We start from the raw sequence: 11,730 nt of genomic DNA on the forward strand, positions 1-11,730 counted from the left end.
CGCGATGCGCGAGGCCAGCGTGCTGGCGCAGACGCCGCCGAAAGCAAGCGCGGTCTTGGGCGTGCCGTGTTGCAGGCGCAGCTGCGCCACCAGCGCGGCGGCATAGGCCTTGCGTTGCGCCGGCGGGCGGCCGCGCAGCACGTCGCGGTCGCAGCCCAGTTCCTGGGCCCAGGACAAGCTGCTGCGCAGCAGCCGCATGAAGGGGTTGAACCAGAGCAGGGTCTGCAGCACGATGCCGATGCTCATCCATTGCAGGTCGCGGCGGCGCCAGTGCGTCAGTTCGTGTTCGACGATCAGCTGCTGCTGGGCCGCGTCGAAGCTGCGCAGGTGGCGCGGCAGCAGCAGGCGCGGCTTGCGCAGGCCGAACAGCATGGGGGAAATCGGCGCGTCCACTTCGATGACGATGGGCGCGGCGGCAGGCGCGGGCTGGCTTGCCGCCGGGATCGGCGCGGGCAGGCGGCTACCGCTGGCGGCCAGGCCGTTCAGCATGCGGCGCGCCCGCAGCAGCTGGAACACGGTGTAGCCCAGGCCGAGCAGGTAGGCCAGCAGCCACGCTTGCGCGGCGCGCGTGAGCCAGGAGGCCGGCTGCACCTGGCCGGTGCTGGCGGCGTCGCTGCCCTCGCCGGCGCGGTGCGCGGCCGGACCGTCCTGCGCTGCGGGACGGCTTGCTGCGGCTTCGGGCAGTTCGATGGGAGGCACCAGGCGCAGGCGTTCGCTGTGCGGCAGCAGGATCACCAGGAACGCCGCCACCACCGTGGCCTGGCTCAGCAGCCAGACCGAGCGGTGCAGGGCAACGCCCGGCAGCCGGCGGCACAGCGCGGTCAGCGCCCAGACGGCGAGGCCGGCCGCGAGGCAGCCGGCGCTGGCCAGCAGAAAGCGCAGCAGCCATGCGTCCGCCAGGACTGCGCCTGTCATGCGCGGTCCTGCGGGCCCGGCTGGTCCTGCGGGTCGTCCGGCCAGTCGTTCAGCAGCTGTTCCAGCTGCGCCAGTTCGGCCTCGTCAACCAGCTTGCTGCCGGTAAACATATTGACCGGCAGGGGCGTCTCCATCTCCATCACGCGTTTGCCGAAGTCATGCGCGAAAGCGGCCAGGGTGCCGACTTTCTCCAGCGCCGGCTCGTATACCTGCACGCCGTGCCGCGTGTGCTGGCGCACCGAACCCTTGTCGAGCATGCGCTCCAGCGTCTTGCGGGTGGAGGAATAGGACCAGCCCAGTTCGGGTTCAACCTGGTCGTGGATTTCGCGCGCGCTGAGCGGCTGCTGTTTCCACAGCGCCTTGAGCACGGATAGTTCGGAGATAGAGGGAATGGCCATGGCGCTATTGTGCAGCGGTTTGCGACTTATGTCACTCGAAATAAAACATTTGACATGGATGTGACCAATGTCGCATGATGGTCATGTTTGTCGCATTTCGCGGCTTTGAGAGGAGAAGTATGAAATTCCGCATGATCGCCATGGCGGTGCTGGGCAGCGTGGCCGCCCTGGCCGCCGTCCCCGCCGCCTGTGCCGCCGAAGTCTGCACGGCCATCGCCGACGCCGCCACCGGCAAGATCCTGGTGCAGCGCGGCGACTGCCAGCGCGAGGTGACGCCGGCATCCACCTTCAAGATCCCGCTCAGCCTGATGGGCTACGACGCCGGCTTCCTGAAGGACGAGCACGCGCCGGAACTGCCGTTCCGCCAGGGCTATGTGGACTGGCGCCCCAGCTGGCGCAGCGCGTCCGACCCGGCCAGGTGGATGGGCGAATCGGTAGTGTGGTACTCGCAGCAGCTCACGCTGTCGCTGGGCAAGGCGCGCTTCGCGGCCTACACCAAGCGCTTCGAATACGGTAACGGCGACGTGTCGGGCGATGCCGCGCATGATGGACTGACGGCGTCCTGGCTGGAATCCTCGCTGCGCATTTCGCCGCTGGGCCAGCTGTCCTTCCTGGGCAAGGTGGTGAACCGCCGGCTGGGCGTGAGCGACCATGCCTACGAGATGACGGCGCGCCTCACGGCGTTCGGCCAGGCGCCGGAGGGCTGGCGCATCAACGGCAAGACCGGCGCCGGCTCGGGCTACGGCTGGTACGTAGGCTGGGCGTCGAAAGGCGGGCGCCAATACCTGTTCGCGCGCCTGATCCAGCGCGACCGGGACGCGCCCAAGGAAATCTCGACCGGCATGCTGGCGCGCGATGGCTTCGTTGCCGAATTTCCCGCGCTGGTCAACGCCATCGAGGTGGACCAGGCGATCAAGCCGCTGCTGGAAAAGAATGCGATTCCCGGCATGGCAGTGGCGCTGAGCGTGAACGGCACGCATTACTTCTACAACTACGGCGTGGCGTCGAAGGAAACCGGGCAGGCGGTCAGCAACGCCACCTTGTTCGAGCTGGGCTCACTGAGCAAGCCCTTCACGACGACGCTGGCAGCCTACGCGCAGGCGCAGGGCAAGCTGGGCTTGACGGACCCGGTGAGCCGCCATGTGCCGGCGCTGCGCGGCAGCGTGTTCGACCGCGTGAACCTGATCCACCTGGGCACGCACACGGTGGGCGATTTCCCCATGCAGGTGCCGGACCGGATCAAGACCTATGCGCAGCTGATGGACTACTACAAGGACTGGCAGCCTGGCCACGCGCCCGGCACGCACCGCACCTATTCCAACCTGGGCATCGGCTTGCTGTCCATCGCCGCCGCCGGCAGCCTGGGCGTGCCGTATGTGGACGCGGTGGAGCGCACGCTGTTCCCGGCGCTGGGCATGGAGCACAGCTATATCGAGGTGCCGGAAGCGCAGATGGCGCAGTATGCGCAGGGCTACAACAGCAAGGGCGCGCCGGTGCGCGTCAATCCCGGCGTGCTGGCCGACGAGGCCTACGGCGTGAAGAGCAATACGCGCGACATGATCCGCTTTGTGGACGCCAACATGGGCCTGCTGCCGCTGGACGCCAAGCTGGCGCGCGCCATCGCCGATACGCATGCGGGCTATTACAAGGTGGGCGCCATGACGCAGGCGCTGATCTGGGAACAGTATCCGGGCCAGGCGGGGCTGGAGCAGCTGCTGACCAGCACGGCGGAGAAGATGGTGTGGCAGGCCAACCCGGTGGACGCCATCGCGCCGCCGTCGGCGCCGCAGGGGGACGCCTGGCTGCACAAGACCGGCGCCACCGGCGGCTTCGCGGCCTACGCGCTGTTCAATCCGGGGCGCAAGGTGGGCATCGTGATGTTGTCCAACCGTGGCTTGCCGGGCAGCGAGCGGGTCAGCGCGGCGTATGAGGTGCTGAACCGCGTGGCGCCTGCTGCTGCCCCTGCTGCTGCGCCTGCGGCGCGCTAGGGCGCGAGGTCGGGGATCAGCGCCAGCAGGTCGGTCACGCCCACGTCCACGCCGGCTTGCGACAGCAGCGTGCTGGCCTGGCCGCGGTGGTGGGTCTGGTGGTTGAAAAAGTGCAGCAGCACGTCGAACAGCGGCTTGGCGTGGCCGTCGCCATTCATGCGCGCATAGCGCAGCGTGGCGCCGAGGTCGGCCTCGGTCAGCGCTTCGGCCCAGGCCGTGATCGCCCCGTCCAGCCATTCGCGGTGGGCCGCCATCGGCCCCAGCGCGTCGAACAGCGGCGCGTCCAGGCTGGCCGGCATGGCCAGCGCCCGCACCGGCGCCAGCGCCGCGAACGCGGCTGGCGAGAGCGCTGGCGATGTTGCCGCCTCGGCCGCGAAGCGCTTCAGCCATACCGTGTCGCCCGCCACCAGGTGGTTCAGCGTCCCGAGCAGCGAGCCGAAAAACGCGCCCCGGTCGCGCGCCAGCTCATCCGCTGGCAGGGCGGCCGCCGCCTGGTACAGCTTCCGGTTCATCCAGCTGTTATACGCGGACATCAATTTGACGTGGCTGCTGCGGCTCATCGCGGCAGGCTCGGGCCGGGACGCGGCGGCGCGGGGCGCAAGGGGTCGAGCAGGCCGCGCAGGTTGTTGTGGTCAAGTTCGTACATCAGGGCCAGCAGGGCGCCCAGCTGGCCGCCGGGGAAGCCTGCGCGCGCGAACCAGCCGAGGTAGTGGCCGGGCAGGTCGGCCAGCACGCGGCCTTTGTATTTGCCGTAGGGCATTTCATAGCGCAGCAGGTGCGCCAGGGCGTCGGAGTCGAGGTTCATTGTTGATTAGGATTCAAATATCTTCTGCTCGGCGGCGTCTTTTTCGAAATAATGAATGCCCCGATACTGCGTGACATCTACTTTACAGGAGTTATGTCATGCCTATTGCCTTGCTGGCGCTGACCATCAGCGCGTTTGCCATCGGGACCACCGAGTTTGTCATTGTCGGGCTGCTGCCCACCATCGCCGCCGACCTGGGCGTCAACCTGCCGTCGGCCGGGCTGCTGGTGAGCCTGTACGCCTTGGGCGTGGCGGTCGGTGCGCCGGTGCTGACCGCGCTGACCGGCAAGCTGCCGCGCAAGACCTTGCTGCTGTCGCTGATGGTGCTGTTTACGGCGGGTAACCTGATGGCATGGCTGTCGCCCGGCTATGCCTCGCTGGTGGTGGCGCGCGTGTTGACCGGCCTGGCGCACGGCGTGTTCTTCTCGATCGGTTCAACCATCGCGACTTCGCTGGTGCCGAAGGATAAGGCGGCCTCGGCGATCGCCATCATGTTCACCGGCCTGACGGTGGCGCTGGTGACCGGCGTGCCGCTGGGCACCTTCATCGGCCAGCACTTTGGCTGGCGCGCCACGTTCCTGGCCGTGTCGGCGCTGGGCGTGGTGGCCTTCATCGGCAGCATGCTGTACGTGCCCAAGTCGATCAAGCACTGCGCGCCGGCGTCGCTGCTGCAGCAGGTGCAAGTGCTGGGCCAGCCGCGCCTGCTGCTGGTGTACGCCATGACGGCGGTCGGCTACGGCGGCTCCTTCATCGCCTTCACCTACCTGGCGCCCATCCTGCAGGGTCTGGCCGGCTTCAGCGAGAACGCGGTCGGCCTGGTGATGCTGGTGTACGGGGTGTCCGTCGCCGTCGGCAACATCTGGGGCGGCAAGCTGGCCGACCGGCGCGGCCCGGTCAGCGCGCTCAAGCTCATTTTCGCGGGCCTGGCGGCCGTGCTGCTGGCGCTGAGCTTCACGGCGTCGCACCCGTGGCTGGTGGTGGCGACCGTGCTGTTGTGGGGCGCGGTGGCGTTCGGCAACGTGGCCGGCTTGCAGGTGTATGTGGTGCAGCAGGCGGAACACTACACGCCGCGCGCGGTGGATGTGGCGTCCGGCCTGAACATCGCGGCCTTCAACCTGGGCATCGCCGGCGGCGCCTGGGGCGGCGGCCTGATCGTCGCGCACCTGGGCCTGGTGCACACGGGCTGGATCGGCGCGCTGGTGGTGCTGGGCGCGCTGGGCCTGACGGCGCTGAGCGGCCGCCTGGACCGCCTCAATCCGCGCGCCGTCGAGGCGGCGCCGCGCAAGGTCCGCGTGGCGGCGCACTAGGCCGCAAGCCCGGGCGGGCCGCTGGCCCGCGCCCCGCGTCAGCCGCGCCGGTAGATGGCGTCCAGGCTGCCGGGGCCGAAGTAGCGTTCGTATTCCTGCGCCGCATAGGAGTCCATCATGCCGGCGATGTAGTCGATCACCAGGCGCTCGCGGCTGTCCTTCAGGCAGCGCAGCTCGGGCGGCAGCAGGATGTTGTCCTTGTTGTACTGCTTGTCCGTCAGCACCTCGAACAGGCCGCGGATGATCTTCTCGCCGCGCTTTTCATATAGCTGCACGTCCTTCTTGCGCAGGATGGCTTTCCACAGCAGGCTTTTCAAGCCCTTGGCCAGCAGCTCGGCGCTGCGGTAGCCCAGCTGGCCGTCCACCACGGCCAGGTCGCGGCACAGGGTGTGCACGATTTCCGAGGTCAGCTCCTTGCGCAGCACGATGGAATATTCTTCGGAGGAGGCCTGCTGCTCGCATTTGAGCGCCTCGTTGTGGGCGCGGTCGGCGATGGCCGAGAACTGCGGGTAGGCGGCCGCGTAGTCGGCGCTGATCTTGAACTCGTGCGCGATTTCGCCCACGGTGATGATGCCGAAGCTGAGCGCGTCCTCCACGTCGTGCGCCGCGTAGGCGATCTCGTCGGACAAATCCATGATCTGCGCGTCGATGCTCTTGCGCGCCGTGATGCCGTGCCTGGCCAGCTCGCCGCTGAGGAAGGCGTGATCCTCGTCGTACAGGAACTTGCGGGCGTTCTCGGTGCGCGTGTGGAAGTACTTGGTGATGCCGAACAGCGTGCGCACCGTCAGGTTCAGGCCGGCGTAGCCGTAGTGGCGCTTTTCCAGGGTGCGCAGGATGCGGAAGGCCTGCGCGTTGCCTTCGAAGCCGCCATGCTCGGTGCACAGGCTGTTGAGGATTTTCTCGCCGTAGTGGCCGAACGGCGGGTTGCCGATATCGTGCGCCAGCGCGCAGGTTTCCGACACCACGCAGCGCTCCAGGCCCATGTCGGCGGCGATCGAGCGGGCAATCTGCGCCACCTCCAGGCTGTGCGTCAGGCGGTTGCGGTTGGACTGGTTGGCGTCCACCCCCAGCAGCTGCATCTTGCCCTGCAGGCGGCGGAACGAGGCCGCGTACAGCACCCGCGCGTAGTCGCGCATGGCGTCCTCGCGGCCGTCGCTGCGGCTGTCGTGCTGCTGGTGCACGCGGTATTCAAGGGGACGCACCAGGGCTTCCTGTTCGCGGGCGTAGGCGATAGTTTCTGCTGAGTACATGCGATAACTCTGGGTGATGGAGGGGCAAAGGGATTCTAGACCAGCGCGCGCCGGATCGGGTGTATATTGCTGGCGAAATATTTCTGAATTGGAATGCCCATGTCGCCCGTTGCCCTGTTTAGCGTCGTCCTCGCGTACTTTGCCTTGCTGCTGGGCGTGGCGTGGCTGACGTCGCGCAACGCCAACAACGACAGTTTCTTCATCGGCAACAAGAACAGCAACTGGATGCTGGTGGCCTTCGGCATGGTGGGCACCACCCTGAGCGGGGTCACCTTCATCAGCGTGCCGGGCGCGGTGGGGCGCGACGGCTTCGGCTACCTGCAGATCGTGCTGGGCTACACGCTGGGCTATATCGCGGTGGCCTTCGTGCTGCTGCCGCTGTACTACCGCCTCAAGCTGACCTCGATCTACCACTACCTGGAAGTGCGCCTGGGCCGGCGTGCCTACCAGAGCGGCGCGGCTTTCTTCATCCTGTCGCGCACCCTGGGCGCCACCGCGCGCCTGTACCTGGTGGTCAACATCCTGCAAGCCACCATCCTCGACAGCCTGGGCGTGCCGTTCTGGGCCACCAACCTGGTAATCCTGCTGATGATACTGCTCTACACCTACGAGGGCGGCGTCAAGACCATCGTCTGGACCGACACCCTGCAGACTACCGGCATGCTGCTGGGGCTGGTGGTCTGCGTCGGCTGGCTGATGCAGCAGATGGACCTGGGCCTGCTCGACAGCCTGGCACGCATGGAGGCCAGCGGCCTGGCGCGGGTCTTGACGACGGACGTGGACAGCCCCACCTATTTCTGGAAGCAGGTGCTGGCCGGCATGTTCATCACGATTGCGATGACGGGCATGGACCAGGAGATGATGCAGAAAAATATTTCGGTGAGTACGGTGGGCAAGTCGCAGAAGAACATGGTGGCGCTGACCGTGATCCTGGTGGGCGTGCTGTCGCTGTTCCTGTTCCTGGGCGGCCTGCTGCACCTGTACGCGCCCCTGGCTGGCGTGGCCGCCGAGGGCGACAAGCTGTTCCCGGCGGTGGTGATGGGCCATATGCCGGCCGCCATCCAGCTGATCTTCTTCATCGCGCTGGTGTCGGCGCTGTTCCCCAGCGCGGACGGGGCCATCACGGCGCTGACCTCGTCGTTCTGCATCGACATCCTGGGCCTGCAGCGCCGGCCCGGCCTGGACGAGCGCGCCAGGACGCGCTTGCGCCACCGCGTGCACCTGGGCTTCTGCGCGCTGTTCCTGCTGCTGGTAATGGTGTTCAAGTGGATCGACAGCGCCAGCATGATAGGCGTGATCCTGAAACTGGCCGGTTACACCTACGGCCCGCTGCTGGGGCTGTTTGCCTTTGGCATCCTCACGCAGCGCACCGTGCAGGACCGCTGGGTGCCGCTGATGGTGCTGGCCGGTCCGTTGCTGTGCTGGCTCATTGACCGCAATCAAGCCTGGCTGTTCGGCACGTATAGGCTGGGGCTGGAACTGCTTATTATTAACGGTCTGCTGGTAATGGGTGGCCTGTTCCTGATTTCAGCGCCCGCGCGTGCGGGCAGCGCCGTAAGCGTTCCCTAAGCATTTTTCATAGGCAAAAAGGGGCGATTTCGCTTACAGTGTTGTCAGATTTAAATTATTCAAGGAGCATCCATGTCACGATCTTTTGTTTCCCGCATCGGCAGCGGTTTTGCCTATGCCTGGCGCGCGCTGGACTTTGGCCGCCGCGCCATACTGAATTTGCTGTTCCTGATCGTGCTGATCTTGCTGGCCGTGGCCATTTTCAGCGGCGGCCCGAAGCCGCTGGGCGCCAAGACCATGCTGGTGCTGGACCTGAAGGGCGAACTGGTTGAGCAGGGCAGCGCCGGCGTGCGCGATGCCGTGAAAGCTAACCTGATGGGCGGCGAAGTGCGCCGCACCGTGCAGCTGCGCGACGTGCGCAACGTGCTCGACACGGCTGCCAAGGATCCGCAGATCGCCGGCGCCGTGCTGCTGCTCGACGAGCTGGAAGGCGGCGGCCAGGCCAGCCTGCGCGAAGTGGCCGGCGCCGTCGACCGCTTCAAGGCCAGCGGCAAGAAGGTGGTGGCCTGGGGTTCCAGCTACAGCCAGCGCCAGTACCTGGTGGCGTCGCACGCCAATGAAGTGTACGTGCATCCGATGGGCGCGGTGCTGCTGGAAGGCTTCGGCCGCCACCGCAACTACTACCGCGACGCGCTGGACAAGATTGGCGTGACGGTCAACCTGCTCAAAGTGGGCACCTACAAGAGCTTTGCCGAGCCCTTCATCGCCAACGGCCCGTCGCCGGCGGCCACCGAGGCCGAGGCTTACCTGAACAACGCGCTGTGGACCAGCTACACGGATGACGTGGAAAAGGCGCGCAAGCTGCCGCAGGGCCACATCATGAAGAACATCAACGAGCTGCCGGCGCTGGTGGAAGCGGCCAGCGGTAACCTGGCCAAGGTAACCCTGGACACCAAGCTGGTGGACGGCCTGAAGACGCGCGACGAAATCCGCAAGATGATGATGGAGCGCGGCGAGAAGGATGCGCTGGGCAAATCGTTCCGCCAGGTGAGCTATGAAGACTACCTCGCGCGCGTGCATCCGAAGCTGATCGGCGATGCGGTGGGCGTGGTGATGGCAGTGGGCGATATCAGCGACGGCGTGGCGCCGGCCGGTTCCATCGGCGGGCAGTCGACTTCCAACCTGATCCGCATGGCGCGCGAAGACGACAGCATCAAGGCCATCGTGCTGCGCGTGAATTCGCCGGGCGGCAGCGCCTTCGGTTCTGAACTGATCCGCCGCGAACTGGAATTGACGCGCGCGGCAGGCAAGCCGGTGGTGGTGTCGATGGGCGACCTGGCCGCTTCCGGCGGTTACTGGATTTCGATGGCATCCGACGAGGTGATCGCCGAGCCGAACACCATTACCGGCTCGATCGGCGTGTTCGCGCTGGTGCCGCGCGCCGACAAGGTGATCGACAAGCTGGGCATCCACACGGCAGGCGTGACCACCACCTGGCTGGCCGACGCGGCCAACCCACTGCGTCCTTTGGACCCGCGTTTCGGCCAGATCATCCAGGGCAGCATCAATCACATTTATTCGGAGTTCACCACCAAGGCCGCTGCGGCGCGCAAGACTACGCCGGAAAAGATCAACGAAGTGGCACAGGGCCGCGTGTGGACCGGTGTGCAGGCCAAGGAGCGCGGCCTGGTGGACCGCGTGGGCAGCTACGGCGACGCGCTGAAGGCGGCTGCCGACCGCGCCAAGCTGGGCAGCGATTATCGCGTGGCCTACATTGAGCGTGAGGTGTCCAAGTTCGACAAGATCGTCGAGTTCTTCGGCGGTTCGGCGGCGCACGCGGTGGCGCAGTCTGTTGCGCCTTACGTCAAGGCGACGCTGGCGCCGACCGGCATGCCGCTGGGCGCAGCCGCCGAGGCGGCGCAGGAGCTGAGCTGGCTGTCCGAGGTGGCCGACAAACGCAAGCCGTTCACGGCGGTCACGCACTGCCTGTGCGAATCGCCTTGACGGAGGTTCCGCCAGTGCAGCCGCTGCATGCTGCGGCTACACCGGCGGTCGCGGTTGCGGCATCGCCAGCGCCGGTGGCGCGCTTGTCGCTGCGGCCGCTGGCGCTGGGCGAGCTTGCCGATCTGGCGGCTTCGCGCATTCCGGCCGGCATGGAAGGGCGCGTGCAGCCGGGCGCCTTGCCGCCCGCTTTCGTGGCGCAGCGCGCGCTGGACCGCATAGGGCAGGGCGCATCCGAGTTCTGGTGCGCGACTTTTTTGATCGTGCGCGACGACGGCGAAATTGTCGGCGGCTGCGGTTTCAAGGGCGAACCTGCAAAGGGGCGCGTTGAAATCGCCTATGGCATCGCTCCCGCGCACCGCCGCCAGGGCGCCGCCGCAGCAACCGTGCAAGCCTTGCTCGACCTGGCGTTCTCGAACGGCGTGCGCGAGGTGTTCGCCGAAATTCTCCCCGAAAACGCCGCCTCCATCGCGGTGGTCCGCAAGCTCGGCTTCCGCCTTGACTGCACGCGGGTCGACGAGGACGGGGATGTGGTGGGCATGTATTCGTTCGCGCCCCCTGTTGAACGGTACTGAAATCTACTGAAATCCTGCTGAAGCGGTACTGAACTAAAGGCCGCTGTCGAGGTCGAACTACTGATGATGGCGTTTTCAGTACCTTTCTCCGGTTACGTCCGCAACGCCTGGACCGATGTAACCGTCCTCTTTCCTGGCGCAACGCGCGCCAGAAGCGCTTTTGCACTGCGGCGCGCGCAGGAACTTGCCGCCAAAGTGCGCCCACCTGCGCCAATCGCGCCCCGTGCGTTCTGCCCGCCCGCGCTGCCGGAACCTGAACTGCCGGCCATATTCCAATCGCCCTCGGCAGCCCTACCGGGGCCGGACGAATGGCCCTAAGTCGACCGCCGCGCCATGCGCGTCCACACAGACTGGGAACCGTTCTGAAGACCGCGTTTTACACGCGAGTCAGCGAGGACGAGGATGTGGTGAAGATTTTCACATCGACGCAGAGCCGCCGTTCGGGGCGCTACGCCCGCGCGCAGAGGCGCTGCCGTTGGCCGAACCGTTGGCCGAACCGCTGCCGCTCGCCGTGCCGTCCAGGTTGATGGAAGGCTGCGCGCTGGCTCCTTTCGCTGCGGCGCGCGCGCCGTTCATCGCAGCCTGCTTGCTGCCCTTCGCGGCACCGGAAACCGTCGCGGCGCTGGACTGCGCGTAAGAGCGCGTGTTGTCGGCCTGCGCCTTCACACCGTCGCGCCATGGCGTTGCCGTGCCCCGTGCCGCTTGTGCCGCACTGCCCACAAGCTGACGGCCGCCGCTGCCGTCCGCGCCGGCCGAGACGCCGATGGTGCCATTCCCATTGCCACTTGCGCCACCGTTTGCGCCGCCGTTCGCGTTGCCGATTGCGCTGGCACTACCGATTACGCTGCCGTTGCCTGTCCCCATCACCGCGCCAGTGCCGCTGCTACTGCCGCTGCCATTTGCGCGGCTGCCGCCGTCAAGCACACCACTGGCGTTCAAGGCGTGCAGTGGACCGGCATTGGCCGTAGCCGGAGCCGAGTCG

The 11,730-nt window shown here is 66.8% G+C and carries 9 protein-coding genes and 2 pseudogenes; 5 read left to right on the forward strand and 6 right to left on the reverse strand.

Annotation, left to right across the window (positions count from 1 at the left end; all coding sequences use genetic code 11):
• Positions 1–9 precede the first annotated feature (9 nt).
• Both AC6H42_RS09065 and AC6H42_RS09070 read right to left on the reverse strand, forming a co-directional pair.
• Positions 10–915, reverse strand: a pseudogene (locus AC6H42_RS09065) (M56 family metallopeptidase); the annotation flags it as partial.
• A complete protein-coding gene (locus tag AC6H42_RS09070) occupies positions 912–1,313 on the reverse strand; it encodes a BlaI/MecI/CopY family transcriptional regulator (RefSeq protein WP_057157848.1) in 402 nt (133 codons plus the stop codon). The gene AC6H42_RS09070 and the pseudogene AC6H42_RS09065, both read right to left, overlap by 4 nt.
• Before the next feature lie 119 nt (positions 1,314–1,432).
• Between AC6H42_RS09070 and ampC the strand changes: the two genes are divergently transcribed.
• Positions 1,433–3,301, forward strand: a complete 1,869-nt coding sequence (gene ampC / locus AC6H42_RS09075; protein WP_497547867.1) for a class C beta-lactamase — start codon at positions 1,433–1,435, stop codon at positions 3,299–3,301.
• On the opposite strand, the gene AC6H42_RS09080 is transcribed toward ampC, so the two are convergent.
• The gene (locus tag AC6H42_RS09080) at positions 3,298–3,861 is read right to left on the reverse strand and encodes a DinB family protein (RefSeq protein WP_057157849.1); all 564 of its coding nucleotides are present in this window, start codon (positions 3,859–3,861) and stop codon (positions 3,298–3,300) included. The genes ampC and AC6H42_RS09080 overlap by 4 nt on opposite strands.
• Positions 3,858–4,106, reverse strand: coding sequence for a DUF3820 family protein (locus tag AC6H42_RS09085; protein ID WP_497547868.1), 249 nt, complete (start codon positions 4,104–4,106; stop codon positions 3,858–3,860). Before AC6H42_RS09085 ends, AC6H42_RS09080 begins: the two co-directional genes overlap by 4 nt.
• Positions 4,107–4,204: 98 nt before the next feature.
• On the opposite strand from AC6H42_RS09085, the gene AC6H42_RS09090 reads away from it, so the two are divergent.
• The gene (locus AC6H42_RS09090) at positions 4,205–5,413 is read left to right on the forward strand and encodes an MFS transporter (RefSeq protein ID WP_497547869.1); all 1,209 of its coding nucleotides are present in this window, start codon (positions 4,205–4,207) and stop codon (positions 5,411–5,413) included.
• A gap of 38 nt (positions 5,414–5,451) precedes the next feature.
• Here the strand turns inward: AC6H42_RS09090 and dgt are convergent, their stop codons facing one another.
• A complete protein-coding gene (gene dgt, locus AC6H42_RS09095) occupies positions 5,452–6,663 on the reverse strand; it encodes a dGTP triphosphohydrolase (RefSeq protein ID WP_057157852.1) in 1,212 nt (403 codons plus the stop codon).
• A gap of 99 nt (positions 6,664–6,762) precedes the next feature.
• On the opposite strand from dgt, the gene AC6H42_RS09100 reads away from it, so the two are divergent.
• The 3 genes from AC6H42_RS09100 to AC6H42_RS09110 all read left to right on the forward strand — a co-directional run bounded on the left by AC6H42_RS09100 (position 6,763) and on the right by AC6H42_RS09110 (position 10,748).
• Complete coding sequence (locus AC6H42_RS09100; RefSeq protein WP_057157853.1) at positions 6,763–8,232, forward strand: sodium:solute symporter; 1,470 nt, start codon at positions 6,763–6,765, stop codon at positions 8,230–8,232.
• A gap of 72 nt (positions 8,233–8,304) precedes the next feature.
• Positions 8,305–10,176, forward strand: coding sequence for a signal peptide peptidase SppA (gene sppA / locus AC6H42_RS09105; protein WP_057157854.1), 1,872 nt, complete (start codon positions 8,305–8,307; stop codon positions 10,174–10,176).
• 14 nt (positions 10,177–10,190) lie between these two features.
• Positions 10,191–10,748, forward strand: coding sequence for a GNAT family N-acetyltransferase (locus tag AC6H42_RS09110; RefSeq protein WP_497547870.1), 558 nt, complete (start codon positions 10,191–10,193; stop codon positions 10,746–10,748).
• Between the two features lie 417 nt (positions 10,749–11,165).
• Here AC6H42_RS09110 and AC6H42_RS09115 read toward each other — a convergent pair.
• Positions 11,166–11,730, reverse strand: a pseudogene (locus tag AC6H42_RS09115) (hypothetical protein); the annotation flags it as partial.

It is taken from the genome of Massilia sp. NBRC 108631, assembly GCF_059704565.1.